The sequence below is a fragment of the Nocardia sp. NPDC051990 genome (genome assembly GCF_040680755.1).
In the GTDB taxonomy this organism is placed as follows: domain Bacteria; phylum Actinomycetota; class Actinomycetes; order Mycobacteriales; family Mycobacteriaceae; genus Nocardia.
Window position 1 is genome coordinate 17,854 of record NZ_JBFAXH010000003.1, and the last position, 24,201, is coordinate 42,054.

Annotated in this window: 17 protein-coding genes and 1 pseudogene; 10 read left to right on the forward strand and 8 right to left on the reverse strand. The window is 64.7% G+C overall.

Going from position 1 to position 24,201, the window contains the following annotated elements:
• The first annotated feature begins 25 nt into the window (after positions 1 to 25).
• The 4 genes from AB0L63_RS06825 to AB0L63_RS06840 all read left to right on the forward strand — a co-directional run bounded on the left by AB0L63_RS06825 (position 26) and on the right by AB0L63_RS06840 (position 4,323).
• Positions 26 to 1,270, forward strand: a complete 1,245-nt coding sequence (locus AB0L63_RS06825) for a hypothetical protein (RefSeq protein ID WP_364495773.1) — start codon at positions 26 to 28, stop codon at positions 1,268 to 1,270.
• Positions 1,271 to 1,687: 417 nt separating this feature from the next.
• On the forward strand, positions 1,688 to 3,301 hold the full coding sequence (locus AB0L63_RS06830; RefSeq protein WP_364495776.1) for a serine/threonine-protein kinase: 1,614 nt from the start codon (positions 1,688 to 1,690) through the stop codon (positions 3,299 to 3,301).
• 358 nt (positions 3,302 to 3,659) lie between these two features.
• Entirely contained in the window at positions 3,660 to 4,001 is a 342-nt protein-coding gene (locus tag AB0L63_RS06835; protein WP_364495778.1) for a WXG100 family type VII secretion target, read from the forward strand.
• Positions 4,002 to 4,032: 31 nt separating this feature from the next.
• On the forward strand, positions 4,033 to 4,323 hold the full coding sequence (locus AB0L63_RS06840; protein WP_364495781.1) for a WXG100 family type VII secretion target: 291 nt from the start codon (positions 4,033 to 4,035) through the stop codon (positions 4,321 to 4,323).
• 94 nt (positions 4,324 to 4,417) lie between these two features.
• Here the strand turns inward: AB0L63_RS06840 and AB0L63_RS06845 are convergent, their stop codons facing one another.
• Positions 4,418 to 5,866: a type VII secretion-associated protein gene (locus AB0L63_RS06845; RefSeq protein ID WP_364495783.1), complete on the reverse strand. Its 1,449-nt coding sequence runs from the start codon at positions 5,864 to 5,866 to the stop codon at positions 4,418 to 4,420.
• Positions 5,866 to 9,906 (reverse strand): type VII secretion protein EccCa, encoded by a 4,041-nt coding sequence (eccCa, locus tag AB0L63_RS06850; protein ID WP_364495786.1) that lies wholly within the window; start codon positions 9,904 to 9,906, stop codon positions 5,866 to 5,868. Before eccCa ends, AB0L63_RS06845 begins: the two co-directional genes overlap by 1 nt.
• A gap of 173 nt (positions 9,907 to 10,079) precedes the next feature.
• On the opposite strand from eccCa, the gene eccD reads away from it, so the two are divergent.
• The 3 genes from eccD (at position 10,080) to AB0L63_RS06865 (ending at position 13,854) form a co-directional block, all read left to right on the forward strand.
• On the forward strand, positions 10,080 to 11,546 hold the full coding sequence (gene eccD / locus AB0L63_RS06855) for a type VII secretion integral membrane protein EccD (RefSeq protein ID WP_364495789.1): 1,467 nt from the start codon (positions 10,080 to 10,082) through the stop codon (positions 11,544 to 11,546).
• 76 nt (positions 11,547 to 11,622) lie between these two features.
• Positions 11,623 to 13,026, forward strand: a complete 1,404-nt coding sequence (gene mycP / locus AB0L63_RS06860) for a type VII secretion-associated serine protease mycosin (RefSeq protein WP_364495792.1) — start codon at positions 11,623 to 11,625, stop codon at positions 13,024 to 13,026.
• Between the two features lie 69 nt (positions 13,027 to 13,095).
• Complete coding sequence (locus tag AB0L63_RS06865; protein ID WP_364495794.1) at positions 13,096 to 13,854, forward strand: potassium channel family protein; 759 nt, start codon at positions 13,096 to 13,098, stop codon at positions 13,852 to 13,854.
• A gap of 202 nt (positions 13,855 to 14,056) precedes the next feature.
• Here AB0L63_RS06865 and AB0L63_RS06870 read toward each other — a convergent pair whose 3' ends face one another.
• Together AB0L63_RS06870 and AB0L63_RS06875 are read right to left on the reverse strand one after the other, a co-directional pair.
• Positions 14,057 to 15,229, reverse strand: a complete 1,173-nt coding sequence (locus AB0L63_RS06870) for a radical SAM protein (RefSeq protein WP_364495797.1) — start codon at positions 15,227 to 15,229, stop codon at positions 14,057 to 14,059.
• Positions 15,226 to 15,843 (reverse strand): hypothetical protein, encoded by a 618-nt coding sequence (locus AB0L63_RS06875; protein WP_364495800.1) that lies wholly within the window; start codon positions 15,841 to 15,843, stop codon positions 15,226 to 15,228. Before AB0L63_RS06875 ends, AB0L63_RS06870 begins: the two co-directional genes overlap by 4 nt.
• A 408-nt stretch (positions 15,844 to 16,251) precedes the next feature.
• On the opposite strand from AB0L63_RS06875, the gene AB0L63_RS06880 reads away from it, so the two are divergent.
• Entirely contained in the window at positions 16,252 to 16,827 is a 576-nt protein-coding gene (locus AB0L63_RS06880) for a helix-turn-helix transcriptional regulator (RefSeq protein WP_364495802.1), read from the forward strand.
• A 214-nt stretch (positions 16,828 to 17,041) separates the two neighbouring features.
• On the opposite strand, the gene eccB is transcribed toward AB0L63_RS06880, so the two are convergent.
• Positions 17,042 to 18,529 carry a type VII secretion protein EccB gene (gene eccB / locus AB0L63_RS06885; RefSeq protein WP_364495803.1) on the reverse strand — a complete coding sequence of 496 codons (1,488 nt, stop codon included), beginning with the start codon at positions 18,527 to 18,529 and terminating at the stop codon, positions 17,042 to 17,044.
• 112 nt (positions 18,530 to 18,641) lie between these two features.
• On the opposite strand from eccB, the gene eccE reads away from it, so the two are divergent.
• Positions 18,642 to 20,291, forward strand: a complete 1,650-nt coding sequence (eccE, locus tag AB0L63_RS06890; protein ID WP_364495806.1) for a type VII secretion protein EccE — start codon at positions 18,642 to 18,644, stop codon at positions 20,289 to 20,291.
• Positions 20,292 to 20,507: 216 nt separating this feature from the next.
• On the opposite strand, the gene AB0L63_RS06895 is transcribed toward eccE, so the two are convergent.
• The 3 genes and pseudogenes from AB0L63_RS06895 to AB0L63_RS06905 form a co-directional block, all read right to left on the reverse strand.
• Complete coding sequence (locus AB0L63_RS06895) at positions 20,508 to 21,068, reverse strand: NAD(P)H-dependent oxidoreductase (RefSeq protein ID WP_364495809.1); 561 nt, start codon at positions 21,066 to 21,068, stop codon at positions 20,508 to 20,510.
• Between the two features lie 425 nt (positions 21,069 to 21,493).
• Positions 21,494 to 22,462: pseudogene (locus AB0L63_RS06900) on the reverse strand (NAD-dependent epimerase/dehydratase family protein); the annotation flags it as partial.
• 69 nt (positions 22,463 to 22,531) lie between these two features.
• Positions 22,532 to 23,341: an S-methyl-5'-thioadenosine phosphorylase gene (locus tag AB0L63_RS06905; protein WP_364495812.1), complete on the reverse strand. Its 810-nt coding sequence runs from the start codon at positions 23,339 to 23,341 to the stop codon at positions 22,532 to 22,534.
• A 521-nt stretch (positions 23,342 to 23,862) separates the two neighbouring features.
• On the opposite strand from AB0L63_RS06905, the gene AB0L63_RS06910 reads away from it, so the two are divergent.
• Complete coding sequence (locus tag AB0L63_RS06910; RefSeq protein WP_364496854.1) at positions 23,863 to 24,201, forward strand: metal-sensitive transcriptional regulator; 339 nt, start codon at positions 23,863 to 23,865, stop codon at positions 24,199 to 24,201.

Below are 24,201 nucleotides of genomic sequence, written 5' to 3' on the forward strand. Positions count from 1 at the left end.
CAGCTAGTAGGATTCCGCGGGAACCATGCGCATGAAGGGGAAGGCGTTGAAGATCGCAGTGAAATCGATGCCGGTTCGGGCGATCTGGACTCTGCTCGCGGTCGGCGTCTTGGCGCTGGGCCTTGTCGGTTGCGGTACCGAGGTCCCCGGCACCGCTACGCGGGTCCAATCCGATGCGTCCGAGCTCGATGTCGGCAACTACCACACCAAGCCGCGCACAATCGGTAATGCCAAGAGCGACAAACAAGCTCGCGCGCGCGAGGCGCAGCGACTTGCCGACTACGTCGCCTTGCCTTATGAAGCAGATCCCTCATATGTCGAAGACGTATGGAGCCTTCGGTCGCATATCGTGCTCAACCGAAAAACCCTGGGCAATCTCGTTATCAACGATACTTTCGACGAGGTGGCCAAGGATCTGACCGCGGGTTGGGTCAATGCCTGGTCCACCGGCGGCGCGCCGGAGGACAAGCGGCGAACGCTGAACGTCGCGGTATTGATGTTCCCGGATGCGCAGACCGCGATGACGGTCGGCCCGACGCTCGAGCACGACGACTTCACCTACAACCGCGACAATCAACCGGTTCCGATTACCAAGCACGCCAACACAACCGCGCACTGGCGACCGGACATCTCTTCCATCGGCTCCTGGACTGTGCACGACCGGTACGTCATCTTCATCAAGGTTGTGGACGACACCTCCGTACCCGACCTCTTCGCATTGACTTCCCAGGTTGAGCGGATGCTGGACGTGCAGGTTCCGCTGCTCGACAAGTTCCACCCCACACCGGCCAACGAGCTCGCGCATATACCGCTCGATCCTCCCGGACTCCTGGGACGGACGATCCCGAGCAATCCGGAGCAACCGTTGCGCGGCGAACCGGACGGGTTGTACGAGGGCCGCGGCATGCTGAGTCTCTTGAACTCCAAACCCACCACGATGGGGACCCTGGAGAAGGGCGAGGTCGACCTGGTCGCGTTCGGCGATGCGGCGGTATTTCGCAGCAAGACCGCCAAGGGCGCGGAGGCGCTCTGGCAGGAATGGCAGCCTTCCCAGAACCTGGCGGCGAAGAAGATGGTCGAAGCGCCTTCCGGACTCGGCGAACACACCGAGTGCTATGCGGATCTGGTCGGATCCGGCGATCAGCAAACCGTCTCCATGAATATCTGTGTCTTCCAAATCGACCGGTACATCGTACAGGCCTTCGGAAAGCAGTTGCAGGATCTCCATCAGAAGGTATCGGCGCAATTCGCCTTGCTGACCAGCGTGTGAGGGCAGTCTCATGCGCAAGAGACTGTGAGCAGGCGCCGCATTGGCCTTGGCGCTCACCATGGCGACGGCTGCTCGACCTCGATCACCGGGAATCCGTAACCGGGTCTGACACCGGTCGGGCTACGCAATCCGAAGACCGGAGCGCAAGGCGGACACCTACTCCTGGGCCTACCAACCGATGTGCCCGGTGCCCATCGATCGGTATGTCGCTCAGGTCCACGGCACCAACATCCGGGACATATATCAAACGGGTGGCAGCCCGATACAAGATATTGTCAAGCGCGCGTTGAGCGGCCGAATATACCGTGCCCACCAGTGGGTACCTGACGAGATGGGAGTCGAATACCCACCATCGACTTGCTAGATTTTCCCGAAGGCTCGCATGTCCGGGCGTTCGACATCGTTGAGGAGGAGCGAATGGCGTTGCGGCCCGGCGCAATCGTAGGCGGCTACCGGGTACTACAGGTTCTCGGCAGCGGCGGCATGGGCACTGTCTACCTGGCGCAGAATCCCATTCTGCCCCGTCGCGACGCATTGAAGGTCCTCAGCGCCGATCTGTCCACCGATGACGAGTTCCGGGCCCGGTTCGAGCGCGAGGCGAATCTCGCTGCCGGACTCGATCATCCGAATATTGTCGCGGTCTACAACCGCGGTGAAGAAGCCGGACAGCTCTGGATCGCCATGCAGTACGTCGATGGCGTCGACGCCGCGGACGAGGCCAGGAAGGGCCCGGCGGTGATGACGCCGCAGCGGGCGCTGCGCATCGTTTCCGAGGTGGGTAAGGGACTCGACTACGCGCATCGACGCGGATTGCTGCATCGCGATGTGAAACCGGCCAACTTCCTGCTCTCCGCCGCCGAGGAGGGCGATGAGGAGCGGGTGCTGCTCACCGATTTCGGTGTCGCGAAGTCCGCCGAGGACGGCCAAGACCTCACGGCCACAGGCAATTTCATGGCCACAGTGGCCTACGCGCCGCCTGAACAGTTGGTGGGAACCAGCCTCGACCCCCGCGCCGACATCTACAGCCTCGGCTGCGCCTTTTTCAAACTGCTGACGGGCCAGAATCCCTACCCGTCGACCATGCCTGCGGTGGTCGTGATGGGGCATCTGCACGAGCCGCCGCCGAAGCTGAGCGCTGTCCGGCCCGGTCTGCCGCCCGCACTGGACGCGGTGATCGAGAAGGTGATGGCCAAGGACCCGGAGCAGCGCTATGCGACGTGCCGCGAATTCACTCGAGCGGCCGAGGCCGCGCTGTACGGCAACCAGTTCCGGGCACCCGAGGCCGCATACTCGACGGACGCGCGCACGCCGATCCCCGGATACGGCACAAATCCCAATACGCCGATCCCCGGATACGGCACCGAATCCGGCACCCTGATCCCGACGTATGCCACGAATACCGGATATGGGCAGCCAACTCAACGCGAAACCACCGATCAGCGTCTCATAGCGACCCTGCGCAATGGCAACGGAAAGAACCGCTCGGGTGCCCGCCGTTTCCTTGTGCCCGCCATCATCACCCTGGTAGTCGCAGCGGCCGTCGCCGCAGGCACCTTCTTCTTCACCAGACAGGGCGGGATCAACGACGCTGGCGGCCGCGACAAATTGGCCCAAGTCCGCAGTGACTATCCGCAATTCGACGGAAAGACCGTGACTGCCTTCAATTATGGCAATGCCACGCTTTCGGTAGCGCTGAATCCGAGCACGCAGTCGAAATTCCTGCAGGACATCGGTTTCCGGTACAGCACCAAGTACAAGGCTGTCGGAGACGAGAAATCACCGCGGCAGCTGTCTGCGAGCAGCTACTCGACCGACATCGACACCGATATCGTCATAGTGCTGCGATCCGATAGCGAGGCGGGCAATGGTGGGCTGCGTGGCCTGCCGGGCTCGATACTGGCCAGTTCGGCCACAGTGGTGGTGGTGGATGATCCGGCGACCATCCAGGCTTTCCAGATCTGGACCGACCAATCGACGAATCTGTTGGCCGACAAGATGGTCCCGACCATCGCCAAAGTCGTTACAAAGTAGCGCGCTGCCTCGGTGTACGTCGGTCGCGCGGTAGACGTGAAGCCGGGCCGTTCGGTAGGGTGTTCGCAGCCAGCCCACTAGCCAGTTCAGGTGGAAAAGCGAGCGAAGGGGGAAGGAGGGGAACGCCGGCAGCGACCGTTGTTGCGGCACCGCGGTACGAGATGTCCAGGGGGAGTCCATGCAGCCTCCATTCACGGTGCACCAGTCGGATAACGCGCAGGCGACCGGACGCACAGGAGCCCATCAGGTTTTCCGAAAACTGGATGGAACCGATCGCACCTATGAAGCGTCCAACCATATGAACAGGTCAGCTGGCACCTGCAACGTGTGACCATCAGTAGAACCAGGAGGAGCCACAGTGGCTACAGGGAATACCGGCAAGCTCGAAGCGAGTCCCGAACTTATCCGCCAGAAGGCCAAGGAGTTCCAGGAGCAGCACGACAGCCTGATGGCCGCCATCAGGCAGCTGAAGACCGACGAAGACAACGTGACGAACGGTGCCAACTGGCAGGGCGCGGCCCGTGACGCGTTCAACGCGTTCATGGAGCGCTACTACTACCAGGCTGACAAGATGAACGACAAGCTGGCGGAGACCGCTGAGAAGCTCATCAAGATGGGCACCTCGTTCCAGGATCAGGACGACGAGTTCTCCAGCAAGGTGCACGCCCAGGTTTCCAGCCTGGATCTGCCTGCCGTCTAATCATTCCCGACTTACTCCCAAGGAGACTTCCATGAGCCAGACCATCTCCGCCAATTTCGACGGCGTCGCAGAAGGCGCTCGGCAGATCGTCAGGCGTGCCGGCGACATTCAGACCGAGCTCGAGTCCTTCCACAAGAAGGTCGAGGAGTACATCGAAACATACGGCAGCGGTGCGGCGAACGATGCGTTCCATCAGTTCCAGGTCAACTGGAACCAGATGAGCATCCAGCTGAACACCACCCTGCAGGGTGCCGGTCAGCTCATCGACAAGGGCAACTCGGAGCTTCAAGGCACCGACGTCGCGCTGTCGAACATCTTCTGAGTTCGAACTCGGACAAACTCGAGCCCCCGGCGATTGCCGGGGGCTCGAATGATATATGTGCTGAGCAGCGAAACCGTACTTGGGACAACACCATTCAGGGATTGACCCGTATCGAGGCCGCGAACTGCTCACAAGGTTGTTTGATCGAGTCGAAGCCGCTGATGTACTGGCATCCGGTGCTGACCTGAAGTCCGTGTTCGACCAGCACGTGCCAGCTCACCGTTGAGCCGTCGCCTGGTTGTTCGGTGTAGGCGAGCCCGGACTTGCCGCCGAAGACCACGTCGCGCTTCAGATCGCTCAGCTTGCCGTTGGGCTGATGCTTCATCTGGGTTTCGAGATTGGTGGCGACTTGCTCGTATCCGGTACCCACGGCGACGGGGTTCTGGATGAGGGTGATGCGGGCGCGGGTTCCGTCCGCCGGGACGAGGTCGACTCGCGATGTGGCGGGGTCGATGGCCTGCGTCAGGCGCCATCCGGCTGGGATCTGAAAGCTCATGCGGCCAACGGTTTCCGACGTTGTCTTCGGGGTCGTCGGTGGTTGCGTGATCGGCGACTGCGAAGTCGTGGCTGCGGCCGCTGATGGGCTCGGTGCCGCAACTGCGGGTTTGTCGTCCGAGCCGCCTGATGCGAAGATCGCACCGACCGCAACCGCGGCGACCACCAGCACTCCGGTGATACCAGTGATCGCATAGGCCTTGGTATTTCGACCGGGGGGCTGCATGGCCGCGGCCCGCTGACGCAACGGCTGCATCCACTCAGTGGTCGGCAACGGGGCGACTTCGGGTTGATATTCCGGTTCCTGCTGTGGCCCACGCACCAGATCCGCGCCCGCGATCGGACGTACTTCGATCACCTGGGTGCAGACCTGTTGCACCGCCGACCGGATCAGGTCCAGCTTCGCCGGATCGGAGACCCCAACGGCCTGAGCAATATCGGCGGGCTCACCCGCGAGCACGCGATCGATGAGCTCGCACAGATCGTAGGAGGCAGTCGACTCCGGTTCGATATCGGCAACCGCGAGATTCGGTTCGTGCTCACATGATTCGATGTGGATGCCCTGGTGGCTGCGCACCACGGCGGTCACGGTGGTCGAGAGCGGGCCGAACTCCAAGACGAGCGTGCGGCAACTACGAGCGGTGCCGACGTCGGCGACCACCGCGCGAATTGCCATGTCCTCGAACACCACATCCGCGGTGAAGTGGCGCGCTGCCTCGGCAAATGCCGCTCGTCGACGAGCACCCCATTCGGTCGGGCAGACGACGGTGATCTGCGCACATGGCACCGGGACACCGAGGTTGCGCATGACCGTCCCGACCACCGAGGCCATCACGTCGGCGAGGCTCGGCACACGCGGCAGCAAGGCGATCCGATCTGCCGCGACGTACTGGACCGCGGAGCTGACCTGCGTCGGCGGCGTAAGTGGCTCGCCGACAACGAGATCCCCATTGCTGCCGAGCACCACCGAGGGCGGCGCATCCCAATGGGTGGCCGGACCGCGCGCCCATATGCGGGCGTCGGTCACCACCAGATCGACGTTCGGCATCACTCGGCCGGTGGCATCCAGGCCAGCTGAATCAGGCCCTCGGTATTGCGCGTGACGTAGGTGCCTCGCCCAGGCGGTTTTATACCGGGTCGGGTGGTGCCGAAGAGCACGCCTTCGTCCTTATTGCAGCTCATGACCAGTGCGGCCGAACCGAGATCCTTCATGCGCGCGACCGTCGCTTCGTACATGGCCCGGCTGGCACCACCGGAACGGCGCGCGATGATCACGTGGAATCCGAGGTCACGCGCATGCGGCAGGTGGTCGACCAGTGCCGATACCGGGTTGCCGCTGGAGGAGGCGACCAGGTCGTAGTCGTCGACGATGACGTAGAGCTCCGGGCCACGCCACCACGAGCGGTCGCGCAACTGCTGCGGCGTGACATCGGGTCCCGGGGTCCGCTGCGCCACATAGGCGGCGAGATCGGTCATGTTCTGGGTGAACTGCGGTGCGGTGGAACCGTATCCGGCAAGGTACCCGTCGGGCACGAGTCCCAGCATTGACCGGCGGTAGTCGCCGAGGATGAAGCGGGCCTGATCCGGTGTGTTCGAGGCCGCGATGCTCTCGATGATCGACCGGAGCAAGGTCGTCTTACCGCTTTCGGTATCACCGATGACGATGAAGTGCGGGCTCTCGTTGAAGTCGAGGTAGACCGGAGCCAGCTCGGATTCGTTGATGCCGAGCGGAATTCGCATGCACTTGGCTTCCGGATCGACCTGCGAGGGCCAATTGCCCGCGAGTTGCAGCAGCTGCTCGCGCGGCAGCATTTCCGGCAGCATCCTGGCCGCGGGTGCGTGGCGGCCCGGGGTCAGGCGGGCGATGGTCGCCACCGCATCAGCGACGGCTTGGCCGAGATTGTCCTGATCCGCGCTGCCATCGATGCGCGGCAGACCGGTCAGCATGTGCAGGCACTCGGGCGTCATACCGCGCCCCGGACGACCTTGCGGCACAAGCGAAGCGAACTTGCGGCCGAGGTCGGAGTCCATGGGGTCACCGAGGCGGAGTTCGATTCGGGTGCCGATCTGGTCTTTCAGGGCGGGGCGGGCCTCGGCCCAGCGGTTGAGGGCGATGACGACGTGTACGCCATACGACAGACCCTGTACCGCAAGGTTCATGATCGGCTGTTCGAGCGGGTCGAAGTCTTGGCGGACCGAACTGAAGCCGTCGATCACCAGGAAGACGTCGCCGAATGAATCCTCGTGGGCACCGGCTGCGGCCGGACTGCTGGCCGGGTCCATGGCGCGCAGGCGGCGGAATTCGGTCATCGATTCGATGCCGAGTTGCCGGAATCGTGCCTCGCGTTGACGGACGACCGTGGTCATTTCGGCAATGGTGCGGCGGACCTTGTCCTCATCCAGGCGGCTGGCCACCGAACCCACGTGCGGCAGGCCTTCGAGACTGGCCAGGGTGCCACCACCGAAGTCGAGGCAGTAGAACTGCACCTGTTCGGCGGTGTGGGTGAGGGACAGGGCCATGATCATGGTGCGCAGGGCCGTCGACTTACCCGACTGCGGGCCGCCGACAACCGCGACATTGCCGCGTGAGCCCGACAGGTCCACGACGAAGGGGTCACGGCGCTGGTCATAGGGGCGGTCGACGATGCCCATGGGCGCGCGCAGGGTGGCGACGGCGGAGTATTCGCCGGTAAGCACGCTGCGCGGGATGAGCTGATCGAGGGTGGGAGCCTCGTCCAGGGGCGGGAGCCAGATCTCGTGGGCCGGGCGGCCGTGGCCCTGGATGCGGGAGGCCAGCATGTTCAGGTTGGAGATCTGTTCGCCGTCTTCGGACTGTGGCTCCGGATCGTGCGACGCCTCCGATGGCAGCGGGACGCGGTCGATCGCGCGGAAGTCGACGTGGGTTGCGGTGAAAGGGCGTGCCGTGATGTCGATTTCGCCGCCCGCGACACCGGCTTGGGTGACCTCGCGCTGGGAGCCGCCGCCGATGTAGGGGCCGGAGACGTAGGCAGCCTGGAAACGCTGGATCTCACCGGAGTCGGATTTGAGGTAGCCACCGCCGGGGATGCCGGGCAGGTTGTAGGCGTCGGGAACACCGAGGACCTGGCGGGATTCGTTGGCGGAGAACGTCTTCAGACCGATGCGGTAGGAGAGGTGACTCTCCAGACCCTTCAGCTTGCCTTCCTCGAGGCGCTGCGAGGCCAGCAGCAGGTGCACGTGCAGCGAGCGGCCGAGGCGGCCGATCATCACGAACAGTTCGGCGAAATCCGGATGCTGAGTGAGCAATTCGGAGAACTCGTCGAGCACCACGAACAGTGCGGGCAGCGGGTCCAGATCGGCGCCCGCGGCACGCGCCTTCTCGTATTCGGAGACATTGGCGAAGTTGCCCGCCTGACGCAGCACTTCCTGGCGGCGGTTCATTTCACCGGCCAGGGCGTCGCGCATACGGTCGACGAGGTCGGCTTCCTCTTCCAGGTTGGTAATGACGGCCGCGACGTGCGGAACACCGTCCAGCCCGAGGAAGGTCGCGCCGCCCTTGAAGTCGACCAGCACCAGGTTCAGCTGGTCCGGCGAATGCGTCGCCAGCAGACTGAGCACCAGGGTGCGCAGGAACTCCGACTTACCGGAACCGGTTGCGCCGATGCACAATCCGTGCGGGCCCATACCGCTTTCGGCGGCTTCCTTGATATCGAGTTCGATGGGCGCACCATCCGCGCCGACACCGAAGGGCACGCGCAGCCGCTCGCGGCCGTAACGCGGACGCCAGGCATGTTCGGGGTTGAACGTACCGATATCGCCGAGTTTCATCAGCTGGGTCCAGGTCGAGATCACCTCGGCGTCATCGTTTTCCACATCGCTGCTGCGCTGGGTCGCGGCGCGATACGGCGCGAGTCGACGCGCGACCTGTTGGGCCTGCTCCGGGCTGATCCGGTCGATCAGCGCGAAACGCTCCTGGTTGCCGGTGGCGCCGCGACCGACGCACTCACCGTTCTCCACGAGCATCTTGATGCCACGCGAAACCGCCAAACGCGGTGCGTAGCCGCACAAGTCGATAATGGTCACGCCTTCGTAACCGGATTCGCGAAGGTGGTCTTCTTCGGCCTCCAGCAGGCCGCCGTCGACGACAATGACGATATGCACCAGGTTGGCGTTGGCGGGCTGGTTGCGGGAGTAGCGAACGCGGTTGGCCAGCAACGGATGCAGGCCCGCGGTGGCCTCGCGGATCGAGCCGTAGAACATGCGCTGGGTGCCGATACCGTCCTGCGTGTCCGGATGCTGGGTGTGCGGCAGCCACTTGGTCCACTCCCATTCGCGAGCGGTGTCCGGGCCGCAGACGATGGCGATGAGCGCCTGGTCCGGCGCCTGGAACATGCACAGCTGCAACAACATTGCGCGAGTCATATCGCGCGCCTCGGCGCGGTCGCCATCGAGCGCGATGGTCGCGAAGCCCTTGACCGCGATCGCGGTCGGCAGATCCGGAACCGTGGAATGCGCGCGCACGAAGCGGCGCAGCGAGACCGCGGCGATCGGCTCCAATTCCTCGACCGGACCGGTCTCCGGCGCGACCAGGCGGGTGGCCAGGCGCTGCCCGCCGATGCCGATGCGGGCGTGGCAGAAATCCTTGTCCCCGGCGCGACGTTCCCACATGCGGCTGGTACCGGCCAACATCCAGATCAGCGTCGGTTCCGGATGGCTCCACTCGACCGAGGCGCGCTGCTGGGCGGCGGTCTGGTCGACGTCCTTGCGGACCTGGTCGAGGTAGCGCAGATAGTCCTTGCGGTCCTCGTTCGCCTCGGCCGCCTTCTGTCCCTTGCCGCTGCCCTGACCGGCGAACATGCCGACCATGGAGACGACCATCATCATCGGGAACATCATGCTCATCGGGTTCGACGCGATGCCGCCGCCCTGGGTGAACAGCAGCGCCATCATGCCGACCATGCCGACGACCATCACGACCGGCATCAGCTTCGATACCAGGCTGCCCGGTGTCACCCTTGGGATTTCGGGCGGCGGCTGCAGCGTGACCTCGCCGCCGGGCGTGCGTGGCATCTCGCGACGCGCACGCCGCTGGAACCGGACGGTACTCATCGGACGAGATCCCCCTCTTCGCAAGCTGCGCCTTTCGGCCTCAGTGTAGAGGGCACAGCTGACATGTCGTACAGTTCGACCAGCATTCTGCTGCCCGAACGGTGGGTTCGCAAGCTCGGCCCCCTCGCTCACGGGACGCGGAAATACGAGGTAGAGACCGAGTTGGGGGAAGCTTGACGCACGCGCGACTTGACCACATCGACGAAGAATCCTCTCGCGGCATCGTCCGTGCGCCCGACCTCGCCCGGGTCACGATTCTCGCGAAGCACACCCAGGTGGACATGGCGATTCCGGTCGATGTGCCGGTCGCGCTGGTGATTCCGAGTGTCGTCGATATGGTCGCTCAACACAGCCGGACCAACGATTTCGACAATGAGGGTGAACGCTTCGAACCCGCCGAATGGGTGCTGGCCCGAATCGGCCATCCCCCCTTCTCCAATTCGCTGAGCCTCGGTGAGCACGGCGTGCGCGACGGCGAGCTGCTCATGCTGGAGAGCGCATCGCATACCGCGCCGACGCCGCTGTTCGACGACATCATGTACAACGTCGCGATCGCCGATGCCGATCACTACCGCAGCTGGACGCCGAAGGTCGCCCGGATCACCGGTTCGGTGCTCGCCGCGCTCACCATGATCGTCGGCTGCCTCGGTCTGCTGCTGTCCAAGGACGCGCTGCCGGGCTGGGTGAGCGGTTCGCTCGCGTTGACCGTGGCGATTCTGCTCGTGGTCGCGGGCATGGTGCTCAGCCGGATGTACGGCGATACCTCGACCGCGCTGGTGCTCGGCGGCTGTGCGCTGCCCGCCGCGTTCACCGCCGGAATGCTTTATGTACCCGACGATTACGGCTGGGCGCATCTGCTGCTCGGTTCGGTATTGGTCGGCGCGACAGCGGTTCTCGCCTGGCGCGTCACCGGCGTCGGACTCGCGCTGTTCATCGGCGCGGCCACGCTCGCGGTGTACGCGGTACCGGCCGCGCTGGTCGGCATGCTGACCGACCAGCCGGAGAAGGCCATCGGCGCCGTCCTCGCCGCGCTTGGACTCACGGGTCTTTCGCTCGCACCACGGATTTCGATGCTGCTCGCCAAGCTGCCGCTGCCGCCGGTGCCCTCCCCCGGCACCCCGATCGACCCGACCGAGGACGATCCGGACGATCACCGCGCGCTGCCGACCATGGAAGTGCTGCGGATGAAGTCGGAGCGGGCGCGCATGTACCTGGCCGGACTCGTCTTCGCGACCACGCTGGTCTCGGTGGCTGGTGCGTTGTCGGCCACCGATCCCGGTGCCGCGGATCCGTATTGGCCGGGTATCGCGCTGGCACTGGTGACCGCCGTGGTGCTGATGTTCCGCAGCCGGACCTACGCGGGTGCGGAACAGGCCGTGGTGCTGATCGCGGGCGGCGCGGCGATCGTGCTGATCATGATGGTCGGCGTCGCCATCGGCATGGAACAGCCGCTGGCCGTCTTCGGGGCGGCGATGCTGGTGCTGGTCACCGCGCTGATTCTCGGCATCATCGTTCCGAATCAGTCCGCCACACCGCCGATGCGCCGTGGCGTCGAATTGCTCGAGTACGCGTTCGTGGCCGCCGTGCTGCCGCTGGTGTTCTGGGTGGCCTCGCTCTACTCCCTCGTTCGCGGGCTCTGAGCGAGCGCGGCGAGTGAACAATGAACACAGCGAGCAGCCTGGTCATGCCGGAGCCGAGCGCCAGCGAGGCGCAGGCATGACCAGGCGTATGCGCGTCGCGGCGACGGCCGTGGCGTTGGGCCTGAGCGCGTCATTGGGGCTCGGGGGCCCCGCTGCCGCGGATCACCCACCCGCGGTGAATCCGGGTCTGCTGCCCGCGGGCGATCCGGCCGCGCCACCGGAAAAGACTGAGCGGCCAGCGAATTCCGATTGCTCGAATACGGTGTCGGGTGGTGAGGGCGCGACGATTCCCACGGCGCAGCGCTCACTCGATCTGGACAGCGCGTGGCGGTTCTCCATGGGTGAGGGCCAGACCATCGCGGTCATCGATACCGGTGTCGCGCATCATCCCCGGCTGCCCGGACTGATCGCCGGTGGCGACTTCGTGGCGAACTCGGGCGACGGCACCGAGGACTGCGACGGGCACGGCACCTTTGTCGCGGGTTTGATCGCCGCTTCGAAGATCGACGGTCAAGGGTTCTCCGGTGTCGCGCCGGAGGCACGCATCATGACCATCCGCCAGACCAGCAAGATGTATCAGAAGGAAGGCCGGTCCAGGGAGCGCAATCCCGACGACCTGCCCGAGGGCTACGGCAATCTGGCCACCATGGCCTCGGCGATCCGGCGTGCGGCCGATGCGAACGTCAGCGTCATCAATATCTCCGAGGTGTGGTGTGGCTCGTCCAACGACGTCGACGGATCCATCGGCGCGGCAGTGCGATACGCCACGCTGGAGAAGAACGTGGTCGTGGTGGTGGCGGCCGGAAACCAGGACGGCGCCTGCAAGACCGAACAACAGATCATCGATCCGCTGAATCCGTCCGCCGATCCGTGGAGCAATGTCAAGGTCAATGTGAGCCCGGCGCGCTGGGACGACTATGTGCTCTCGGTGGGCTCGATCGATTCCAACGGCGCACCGTCGAAGTTCACAGTGCCCGGACCGTGGGTGAGCGTGTCCGCGCCGGGCGAGAATATGGTTTCGCTCGACCCGCGCGGGACCGGAACCGCCACCGGCACCGTGAATCAGCAAGGGCAGCAACAGGCGATGAGCGGGACGAGCTTCGCGACGCCGTTGGTATCCGGCGTGGTCGCGCTGGTACGCGCCCGCTTTCCAGAACTGAGCGCGTTGGATGTGGTCAAGCGGATACAGGCCACCGCGCACGCACCCGCCGAGGGCTGGAGTCCGTATATCGGCTACGGCGCGGTCGATCCGGTCGCGGCACTGACCGATGAGGTGAACAGCACGCCGCTGCCGCCCAAGCGGCCGAGCCTGGCCAAGAGCGCCCAGCTCGCGGTGCCGAAACCGGCTCCGCCGCCGGACAATCGGGCCCGCAATGTGGCGCTGATCGGCACCGGAATCATCGGGACCCTCTTGGTTCTCGGCTACCTCGCCTCATTTCCGATCCGCCGCCGGTTCGGGGTCAGCTCGGACGATATGTAGCGTCGTCGTGGCAAACGGCGGTCCCCAGGGTGTCGCACCCGATCGATACAGGTAGTTCCTATGGTCCAGATGAGCGCAGCACCATCCGACAGCAGCAGCCCGAGCCGCAGACGAACCTGGGAACACGCGACCGCTATCCCGATGCTGGTGCTCGCCGTGCTCTTCATCTGCGTCTACGCCTGGCATGTATTGGATACCGGAGCGTCACCGCGACTCGATGCCTGGCTCGAACGGGTCGACATCATGATCTGGGTGGTATTCGCCGCGGACTTCGGCATCCGGACTTGGCTGTCCACCGATCGCTGGCGGTTCGTGCGCACACATCCGGTGGAGTTGTTGATCGTACTGTTGCCGCCGTTCCGTCCGGTGCGGCTATTGCGGGCGGCGCTGTTAGTGCTCGACCAACTCAACCGCAACCGGGTAACGCGCGCCCGGCTCGCGATATTCGTCGGCACCAGTTCGGCACTCACGCTGGTGCTGTGCAGTCTGGCGTTCTTCGACGCCGAATACGGCGCACCCGACAGCAAGATCCACAACTTCGGCGACGCGCTGTGGTGGTCCATGGTGTCGGTGACCACGGTCGGCTACGGCGATGTGTATCCGGTGACCGTGCACGGCCGCCTGATCGCGCTGATCCTGATGACACTCGGCATCGGCCTGATCAGCTTCGCCATCGGCACCACCACCAGCTGGGTAATAGAACAGCTGAAGGCCGTCGAGGTGGGCGCCGACCGCACCGAAGGGGAGCTTACGGTGCTGATCGACGAAATCCGCGCGCTACGAAGCGAAGTCGCCGAGTTGCGCGCGGCCGCACTATCCGAGGACTAAACCATGAACCCGCGTAGTTCAGCTACCTCGTCGTGTCGAGACGGCTGGCGGTTGTCGGGAACCTGCCACTACGCCCTACCCACGGCGGCCGTCGAATCGGCGTCGCGCGCGTGGGAGGCCGGATGTCCTGCAACCGTGGCAAAACCTCGGTGTCTGTATTCTCCCGCCACCATCGCCCAGTATTCCTGTATGCAGGTGGCATTTATATCGGGTCTGTCGCTGCGTCCGTCCACCGGCCGCGATCATCCGAATCGTCCCCGCCTGCTTCCTCTTCCATCCACCTCTCGGGTGGCGAGGCCGCCCATCTAATCATCCAGGAGGTGTCATACGGGCAGCCGCCCTGGCAGGCGCTGGCTTTGCAACCGCCGCAGGAGCTTTCGGCCAACGCGCTAGTGAACAGGTCGAACTCATTAACCCCGTGGTTCAGCTGCACCTGACCGTCGACCATCTGGGCGAAATACAGATCGGTGTCGAACAGATACGAGCAGACGTAACAGCGGCCGTCCGGGAAGATCGAGATGCGATCCAAGGTCCGGCCGATGCATCCCTGGTAGCCCTCGGCAGCGTAGCGCTTCATTTGGTTACGCCGGGCGTAGGTCGGCTGATACCACACTCGCGTGTTGTACTGTGCTGCAACCGCATTCAGGTTGTCACAGAAGTCCACCCACTCCAGTGGCGTCATAGCCATTTTGGTATTGCCGTGTCCGGCGCCAATGGTGGAGAAAACATGGAACTTCACCAGGCTGATGCCGAGGTGATCGGCAATGTCGAGCAGTTGCAGCGCATCGCCCTCGTTCTGCTTGTTGACGGTGCAGATGATGCGGGTGTCGAAACCGCGGTGGGTCAGCTCGGCAGTGGTTTCCAGTGCCTGGGTGAAGGTGCCCGCGCCACGAATCGTGTCGTGGCTATCGCCGCTACCACCGTCCAAACTGACTTGGATGTAGGCGAAATCGTCGGGTTCGAGCTGGCGGAAGCGGCGAAGGGCTGGCTTCTGGGCATTCGTCGTGGTGATGACGTGCTCGTATCCCAGCTTCTTGCTCAGCCGAATCACGTCGCAGTAATGCGGATGCAGCGTGGGTTCGCCACCGAGGATGGTCAGTTTGTCACCGCCCATCCGACGCCAGGTGGTGAGAGTGTCCACAATCTGCGGCACCGACATCTTGAGCGCGCGATCCAACCGCTCACCCATATAGCAGTGTTCGCAGCGCAATTGGCAAGCTTCGGTGATGTAGAGATAGACGTTCCGGAATCGGCCATAAGCGACACGGTCGATTCGATCCGGTTCCGGAACGTCGGCACCACGGGGCATGCGGGCATGGCCATAGCCGTCACCGTTGGTTCGGAGGCCAGGCGTAGGCAGATCAACGGTAGTCATCGCGGTGCACTCCGAGAGATAAGAAGCGGGGCAAGCAGATTGGCCACCCCGTCGATGGTGTTGGTGGTGTCGAGCTGGGTGACGGTGACATCGGCATGGGCGAAGCCATCACGGATATCCGCAGCCGCCTGGCGGTAGCGCTGCATACGTGCTTTGAACAGCCGCGGTGAGTCGCCGCGTCTGGGATGAAGCAAGCCCCCGCACCGGCCGCACTGCCATGGGTCTATATCGCTCGGAATTGCCGGCAAGCGGGGATCGTTGATCGGGTCACGCTCGCAGCGATGGCAGACCTTCCGGTTCCGAGCACGCTGCCGGAGCGTCTTGACGTCGGTCACGACTTCGATGGCCTCGATGCGGCAGGGCGTCAGCGACCACAGGATCGCCAGCAGCTGATCAACCTGAACCGCGGAACCGGGAAAGTTGTCGAGCAGCACCGCCTGGACCTCCGAGTCCGAATCGACGGTCTCGAAGTAGGAGTGGAGTGCTTCGGCAACGGTGTAGTCGTCGATCCAACCCAACTGCTCCGGCGTGACCGCCGTTGCGGCCAGCACCTCCTGGGAGACATGCTCGCGCAGTCGGAACACCCGGCGCCCGGGTCCCGATCCGAGCTGCATCGTGAGCGTAGTTTTGCCCGCTGCTGGCGGACCAAAGATGGGAACTACTAGGGACAACGCCACGGCCTACCCCTTTCCTGGCAAGGTTTTCGCGACCGCCCAAGGGTCGGTTTCAGGGACGAAAAGGGCCACGACAAGGAGGCATGCGGAGTATGCATGAAACGTATAGCGTCGCCTGTCAAGCCCCGATGGGGTCACGCGACCAAACGAAACGGCGAAAAACCCCAGGAAAACGCGGGAGCAGCCATCATGAGGCGGGGACCCCAGGTAGAGCGGTACTGTGCTCGATGTGGGAGTAGGTTGAGTCGGTACAACCTTGAATCACGGTGTGCGCCATGCGAAATCGCGCTTCGGGATGAACGACAGCAGCCGTCGCCGGTACCGCCATCCTTCTGGCAAACCGATCAGATGCGCGATGCGCTCGCTACCTGGCACATGGGCCGGGTGATCTTCGCCTACCGCATGCACCCGTTTCACAGTCGACCGCTGCCCCAAGAGCTGGTCGCCACCTGGCTTGGCCTCACCCAAGCCCAACTCAGCCGCATCGAAAAGGGTCCAGCCCCGGAGCAACTGTCCAAGCTGATCCGATGGGCAGAGGTGCTGGAGGTACCGCCCGAGCTGCTTTGGTTCAAGCTCCCCATTAAGTCCGGAGTTAGGCTCGGCGATGTGAAACGCCAGGAATTTGTTCGCGCCGCGCTTGGCGTCACTGCGGCGGTCGCGACCAAACATCCGCTACTGGATCTGGTGGCACAACTTGAACCAACGCCTGCCCCGTCGATGGTCGGCTTGGCGGAAATCGAACAGGTACGAACTGCAGCGCGCGAGTTCAGCTCCTGGGATCGCACCTACGGCGGTGGCCTGGTTCGGGAAGCGGTCTCGGCCCAACTGCGCTATGCCGTGAACTTACTGGGTGCCAGCTGCGCCGAGAAGCATCGCATGGACCTGCATAGCTCCCGGATCGACAGCACACTGGTTCACGCATGACGGACGCGACGGGAACCGATTGGTTGGCGATCGTGCGTTCAGCCGGCACCGCGGTCGGTCTCGACGTGGACCATGCCGGGGATCGCGGCCCTGGGCGGGATGGCGGGCCTTGAATTAGTGGCCCCCAACGCAGACAACAACTTTCAGAAGTCAGTTGAGGGGTGCCACCACCCAGCGGTGACACCGCTCAACTGACTTCGACCCACAACCTTGCTCAATTCGCCGAGGCGACAGGCGATTTCGAGGGTGACGGATCCGCGGCGACGCCGTCGTGGGCGACCATGGCATCCGCGCGGGCCAAGCTCGGACCGGCCGCGAGGAGGCCGACGATCGGCCACGGTGCCGGTTCGGCCTTGGTGCCCGAATCCGAATCCATGCCGAGCGCCTTTTCGGCATCGGAGTCCTTGATGCCGTAGCGAACACCGGTATCGGCGATGTAGAACTTGCTGTCCTTGCGGCGGCTGTCGGGTTCGATGCCGGTGGTCTGGACGAAGGCGCCGGTGCCCGGCGGGATGTAGACCGAGTCGGCATTGGCTCCGGAACCGTCGGCCTGGGCCAGCGGCACGAGTTTGGCGTTATCCGGAATCGGCAGTGCCACACCGGTGAGTACCGACAGTTCGGCGCGATTGCCGCCGTCCTTATTGTCCGCGGCGGCGGCCAATGGCTTCCAGGACAAACAGCTGACCGGCTGGTCCTTGTAATCGACGATGGTCGGCACGGCCTGCGGGTACGTGACGACTTGCAGTGCGTTCGATACCGGCGCGTAGGTCTTGTCGGTCTGATCGACGATGTCGTTGCCGGACATCGAGCGATACCGGTTGCGGATGATCTCGGCGGTCACCGACGAGATCTGCTGCAGACCGTCCTGCAGCACAACGTATTCCGTAGTGGGCTGCGCGGGCACATGCACCACGTCGCCGATCCGGTGGTTGCCGACCGAGTAGGTCACCAAGCCGCCCGGGTTATCGATCGCGGGCGGAATGATCGGCAGCACTTCGGGAATCGTATTGAGCAGGCCCTCGCCGATCGGCCGGGCGGTGGCACCGGTGATCTTCAATGCATCGGTGACGGCACGATCCTTGAGGTTGACGCGGGCGCGCTTGCCGTCGTAGACCAGATAGGCCGCGTCCTTGCCCTGGACAAGCAGCGCCCGATCCTTACCCATGACCGAGGCCTTCTCGCCGAGCGAGAGACTGCCGGCGAGCACCGAGGTCGTGAGGTCCTTGCTGCCGTCCACCTTCATCTGGTCGCAGACGGTCCAGATCCGGCCCTTGCCGTCGGTGTCGAAATGCAGCGAGGAGGGTGCACCCGGAATGCCGATCAGCTGGCCGCGCGCCTTCTTGCCGACCTCGGATTCCTTGACGATGACGGCCTTTTCCGGCGATCCCGCGGCCAACCGGGCCGAGGCGAGGTTCAGCGTCGGATGCACCACATCGTTGATCACCACGTAGACGGCGCCGGATTCCTTGCCGATCAGGATCTTGTTGCTGCCGATCTTGTCCTGCGGGCGCAGCAGCGCGAGCACACCACAACCGGCCAGCACCACGATGGCCATGATCAAACCGGCCGCGTAGGCACGGGACTGGGAGCGCATCGGATCGTGCAGCATGCGCACATCGCGGCGGACCAGTGCGTGTTCCATCCGGCGGACCAGGAAGCGGTAACCGCTCACCTGCCAGCGTGTGGTGGGTTTTGAAGGCATGTTTCCCTCCCCGAACAATGCTCGCGTTCGCCGAACACAGTACAGTTCCCGAGGACTATTGTTCAGCTCGGCCGCTGCGATACGGCCGATACCGGGTACTTGGGGGACGACGATGGCCGAACAAGCCGGCGCGGGACCACGCCCGCTGCTCGGGCGCATCTCACTGCCGAATCTGCTTATCGCGCAGGTGATCGGGCTCATTGCCGGACTGCTCGCCCTGTTCCTCGGGCTCGGTGCCTGGCCCGCATTGGGCGTCGCGGTGACTGTCGGACTGCTGCCACTGATCCCGGTCGCCAAGCGCACCATCCTGGATTGGATCGCCACCTGGTGGCGCTATGTCACCCACGGCGATTACCAGCTCGGGGATACCGTCGACTTCCGTGGCCCGGACGGACGCTCGCTCGGCCTGTACTGGGAAGGCAGCCGGGTCGTCACGGTCGTCGAGGTGCAGGCGCCCAAGGGCGGGCTGACCCGGATCGCCCGCACCACAGTCCACGCCTCGCATCTGCTGCCGCTGCCGGAATTGGCGAAATGCCTGAACCAGCACGACATTCTGCTCAGCGGTATCGACATCATCAGTCACGGTCACCGCAGCCGCTCCGGTACGCCCGCCGGCAAGATCTACGAATCGCTGCTAGGTCCGCTGCCCGCGACCGCGCACCGGAATGTGTGGCTCGCCATCAGCTTCGACGCGATCGCATGCCCGGAGGCCGCGGCCAGGCGCGGTGGCGGCAATGAGGGCGCCTCACGCACGGTAACCATTGCGACACAACGCATTATGCGCACCCTCGAGGATGCCGACTGCAGCGCCCGCATCCTCACCGCGCCCGAGATCCGCAAGGCGGTCCTACAGGTCACGCAGGGCTTCGATCCGCGCACGCTGACCCATCGCTGGCGCTACGCCGAAATCGGCAACAGTGTGAATATCGGTAGCGCAGTCGACCCGAAGCGGCTTGGTTCGGATCTGCTCTCGCAGCTGTGGGTTGCGCCGTCGCGCGGTACGACCGTCGCGGTGCGGCTGCGTCCCGGTAGTTCGGCCGAATCGGTGAGCATCGGCGCGGCTTGGCGGCTGACCGCACGAGAACTGCCGGAGCGCACCAAACTCAAGGGCTTGATCTCGATGAACGGACGGCAGCGCGATGGTCTGCTCGCGCATCTGCCGCTGGCCATTCCGGATCTGGACCATGCCGTCCCGGTGACCGAGTACCCGATCGATGTGATCAGCGCACTGCATCTGCCGTCGTCCGGATGCGGTCAGCTGATCGGGTCGGATGACGAGGGGCAGGGTGTCGCGGTTCGCATTGTCGGTACCGGTATCTCGACGGTGTATCTGGCCGGCGAGCTGTATCTGGCTCAGCAGTTGGTGTTCCGCGCGTTGGCGGTCGGCGAACGCATCCTGATCCGTACCGATCGGGCGCATGCCTGGGAGAACTTGGTGACCACCATCGGGAATCCTGAGCGGCTGCAGATCGCGGTGGAGACGCATCAATCCGATGCCGGGTTCACCGCGACCGTGGTCGATGGTGTGCTGGCACCCGCGCCGCATGCCGGTGTCACGACCATCTATGTCACCGGAGATCCGATGGGCTGGCCCGCGACCCGTCCAGACCTGTCGATCCACCAGCCGGGGGCCATCGGCAACCATGTGGTGCTGCGGACCGGAACCGCTCAGGTCGATCTGACGCTGGTGTCGATTCCGCGCGAGGCGACGTATATCGGGCATCCGCGGGGGCGCAGGGCTATGGCGGAAAGTCCGCAGTAGCGGTCGGTTTCGTTGCGCGGGATGGTGGCTGAGCGGCTGGCCGCAGGCACCTTGGGTGCGCGAGAGCCGCGACGCCCCACCGTGTGCCGGGCTGCGGGGTCCGACCGGGGCACCAAGGCCGAAAGCACCAGCGCCGAAGATGCGCCAGCGCGAGGCACCTTTGTGGCATGTGCGCTCCGGCTCCGCGCGGTTGGAACAACCGGGTCGGCTGGCTGGTCAGCCTGGGTAGGGGTCTGCGCTGCGGGCGGTGCGGAGAGTTCTTGCCCACCAGGCTAATTGCCGGATCAGGCGACCTGCGGCGTCGATGGCGGCGCCGTCCTGGGTATTGCCCGATTCGTCGAACTGCTTTTTGGCCTGGTGGAAGCTGACGGTTTCGCGGATCGAGACCATGTGGATTTCGGCGACCACCTGACGGAGTTGTTCGACGGCGCGCAGACCGCCGGAAAGGCCGCCGTAGGAGACGAAGCCGATGGGTTTGGCACGCCATTCGTGTTTCGCGTTGTCGAAGGCGGTTTTCAGGGACGCAGGGTAGCCGTGGTTGTACTCGGAGGTGATGGCGACGAAGGCGTCGGCGGCAGCCAGACGCTCGCGGTAGGCCGCAACCTCGGTGGTGAAAGTGAGATCGGTGGGCAGTGGGGTGGTGAGGAGATCAATGACGCCGGTGTCGAATTCGGGAGCGGCGCGGACCGTGCGCAGGAACCAGTCGGCGACCACCGGAGCGAATCGCTGCGGGCGTGTGCTGGCCACGATGACCTCTAGCCGTAGCGGAGTATCCACCGCGCGAGCCTAACTCCGGGTGCCGACGGTACAGCCGAGGCTGGGGCGCTGATCGCTCGATTCATTCGCAAATCGCCTCGACGCTCGGCTCGGTGATTGCGCATGATGGACTCCACCACGTCCGGCGAGGCGGCTCAACCGATGGCGTCGCCGACTCGGGACGAGATGCGCCCTCACAACGGCGAGCCCGCACCAGCCTCCGGTGTCGCGAACTCGGGTGGGGACGGAGGCGTCTTCGCTTTCGACTCGATCGCGGGCTGCGGTGGGGGCGTAGCCGGATTCACGTTCGCGGCGTTGGGATGGGGTTCGGACGGTGCCGCGGGTCGAGGCTCTGGATGCGGGTCCGGTGTGGTCGCAGGCGTGGCAACGCGGACGTGTAATGGTGCGGATTCTCGTTGGGGTGTGGTGATTTCGACCGCTGGGGCGGCGAGTTCGGCGAGACCCCGGGCTGGTGGGATGCGTGCGATGAAACCCAGTGTGCGCCTGGCTCGTTCGGGATCGGCGGCTAAGTGGCGAGCGTCGGCGAGGTGATAGCTGCCGGTTACCACGGGGGCCGGGCCGCCGCGGGCTTTGGCCATGATCGAGGCGACTTCCCACATGGTGATGGGGTGGCCGGAGGCGATGTTCAGGGGGACGAAACCGGGTGGGCGGCGGTCGACAGCGGCCACGGTGGCGGCCACGATGTCGTCGACATGCACCAAATCCCTGACCTGCCCGCCGTCCTCGCCGACCAATGGCGGACGGCCCTGATCCAATGCGGTGAGGAAGTTTCCGATGAAGCCGCCGCGCGCGCCCGCGCCGTAGCCGTTGTGGAAGCGCAATGCCGTGACGGCCGCGCCGGTGGCCAACCCCCAAGCGAGCGCGTAGTTTTCCTGTGCCAGCTTGCTGGCGCCGTAAAAGCCGCGCGGACGCAGCGGCGCGTCCTCGGTGACCGACTCCCAGGTGAGCAACTCCCCGGTGCGCGGCGCCAAATGGTCGAACATGCCGCGATCCAGATCGGCCCGCCGCCGCAATCCGGGATAGAATGGCCCACTGTTCATCCCGCGATAGCGCCCCTCGCCGTACACCACGATGGACGAGGCGAGCACCAGATGACGCACCTTCGCCCGTCCCATCACATCGAGCAGCACGGCGGTCCCGAGATCATTGTGCGCGGCGAACACCGCCGATTCGGGTGCGGAGGTGACGGTGGCGAGATGACAAACCGTGTCGATGCCACGCAGCAACGGTTCGAGCGCATCGGCATCGCGCACGTCCACCCGCGAAACCGCATCCGGCACTTCCACATCCGGCCCGAGTAGATCGACCCCGACCACCTCGTGCCCGGCCGCGGCCAACGCCAGCCCCAACCGCGTCCCGATGAACCCGGCTGCCCCGGTGACCAGTACTCTCATCGCATCCGCACCCCGCGTTTCAGCTCCGCTTCCAATCCGGCTCACATATCGGCCACTAACCGCACGAACTCACGGTAGTTCGAACGGCAGCGACACTCCCGCATGGACACGGCACCGGTCGCAGGTGTCGGTTGCGGTGACCGCCGAAACCGAGCGCCGAATGAGGTCCTTGAACGGCCCCAGGTTCTTCTTGAATTCGGCGAAGACGTCGACCGCGTGCACACCGTCGCCCTCCTCCAGACCGGCATCCAGATCGGTCACCAAAGCGACTGCGGCATAGCACATTTCGAGTTCACGAGCGAGCACCGCCTCGGGATGTCCGGTCATATTGACCAGTTCCCAGCCCTGCGCCGCGAACCAGCGGCTCTCGGCGCGGGTGGAGAAGCGCGGGCCCTGTACCACGACCATGGTGCCCGTGGCTTTCATCGGCAGCGCATCTGTCGCGGATTTCGTTGCCGCGGCACGCAGTTCGTCGCAGTACGGGTCTGCGAAGGAGACGTGCACACCACCGCCGTCGAAGTAGGTCTGCGGACGGCCCGAAGTTCGGTCGACCAGCTGATCCGGCACCGCCACGGTCCCCGGGCCCCAGTCCGCGCGCAGGCTGCCGACCGCGCACGGCGCGAAGATCCGCCGCACCCCGATCGAACGCAGCGCCCACATATTGGCCTGGTATGGCAGCGTATGCGGCGCGAATTCGTGCTGTTTGCCATGTCGGGGCAAGAAGGCCACCGCACGGCCCTCGACCTCGCCAACCGCGATCGGCGCGCTCGGCTTGCCGTAGGGCGTCTCGACCTCGACGGTGGTCGCCTCGCTGTCGAAGAAATCGTAGAAGCCACTACCGCCGATCACGGCGAGCGCGGGCCGAACATCTGAACTCATGCACCGATTCTCTCGCTCGTCCCCGATTCCCGACCAGACGGGTCCACATCCGCCAATCGCCCTTCGTTCAGCACGACCCGAGTTGGTGATCGCTGTCGGAGCGGCCCTCGGATTCGCTGAGCACTGTCGTACTGCTCGGCTCCGAGCCTTTCCGTGCCGCCACGACCGCCTGGGCGGTTAGCCTGACCGACCTGCTACCAATGCTGTTCAGTGCTGTCGACACTGCGCTCGCCGAGCACACCTGCAGGTCTGGCCGCTGCTGGAACTTGTCGTGACTTTTGCTCGATGAATCGGTCGTGCCGATGCAGAGGATCAGCGGTGCGCTGGTGGTCAGCGGCATCGCGCTGGCCACAGCAGCGCCGAACACCGGTGGCCGACGCGGCGCAGCGCGGCGTAACCTGACAACCGCCGCGCGAAACTGTACCCTAGGGGGGTATTAATTGGGCCGGTGCGAACCCGGCTGGCGAGCAGCGAGGAGACAGTCGGTGACATCCACCCCGTCGCACAATGACATCGCGCCCGTGCCGGGTAGTGACTCGGCGGGCACCACCCACGACCATGCCGCGCACGACCATGCCGGCCACGGCTACATCACCGCCAAGGACGACTACCTCAAGCGCCTGCGCCGGATCGAGGGCCAGGCCCGCGGCCTACAGCGCATGGTCGAGGAAGAGAAGTACTGCATCGATATCCTCACCCAGGTCTCCGCGATGACCAAGGCACTGCAGGCCGTTGCGATGGGGCTGCTGGAGGACCACATCAGCCACTGCGTGGTGGACGCGGCGGTCGCCGGTGGTCCCGAGGCCGATGCCAAGATCAAAGAAGCCACCGACGCCATTGCTCGCCTGGTGCGTTCCTGA

Excerpts from the sequence above, each read along its gene's own strand:
- AB0L63_RS06870 (WP_364495797.1), bottom strand. The coding sequence starts at position 15,229 with ATGACTACCGTTGATCTGCCTACGCCTGGCCTCCGAACCAACGGTGAC.
- AB0L63_RS06845 (WP_364495783.1), bottom strand. The coding sequence starts at position 5,866 with ATGCCGAACGTCGATCTGGTGGTGACCGACGCCCGCATATGGGCGCGC.
- AB0L63_RS06840 (WP_364495781.1), top strand. The coding sequence starts at position 4,033 with ATGAGCCAGACCATCTCCGCCAATTTCGACGGCGTCGCAGAAGGCGCT.
- AB0L63_RS06880 (WP_364495802.1), top strand. The coding sequence starts at position 16,252 with ATGCGCGATGCGCTCGCTACCTGGCACATGGGCCGGGTGATCTTCGCC.
- AB0L63_RS06865 (WP_364495794.1), top strand. The coding sequence starts at position 13,096 with ATGAGCGCAGCACCATCCGACAGCAGCAGCCCGAGCCGCAGACGAACC.
- eccE (WP_364495806.1), top strand. The coding sequence starts at position 18,642 with ATGGCCGAACAAGCCGGCGCGGGACCACGCCCGCTGCTCGGGCGCATC.
- AB0L63_RS06875 (WP_364495800.1), bottom strand. The coding sequence starts at position 15,843 with ATGCAGCTCGGATCGGGACCCGGGCGCCGGGTGTTCCGACTGCGCGAG.
- AB0L63_RS06905 (WP_364495812.1), bottom strand. The coding sequence starts at position 23,341 with ATGAGTTCAGATGTTCGGCCCGCGCTCGCCGTGATCGGCGGTAGTGGC.
- eccCa (WP_364495786.1), bottom strand. The coding sequence starts at position 9,906 with ATGAGTACCGTCCGGTTCCAGCGGCGTGCGCGTCGCGAGATGCCACGC.
- AB0L63_RS06825 (WP_364495773.1), top strand. The coding sequence starts at position 26 with ATGCGCATGAAGGGGAAGGCGTTGAAGATCGCAGTGAAATCGATGCCG.
- eccB (WP_364495803.1), bottom strand. The coding sequence starts at position 18,529 with ATGCCTTCAAAACCCACCACACGCTGGCAGGTGAGCGGTTACCGCTTC.
- AB0L63_RS06830 (WP_364495776.1), top strand. The coding sequence starts at position 1,688 with ATGGCGTTGCGGCCCGGCGCAATCGTAGGCGGCTACCGGGTACTACAG.
- mycP (WP_364495792.1), top strand. The coding sequence starts at position 11,623 with ATGACCAGGCGTATGCGCGTCGCGGCGACGGCCGTGGCGTTGGGCCTG.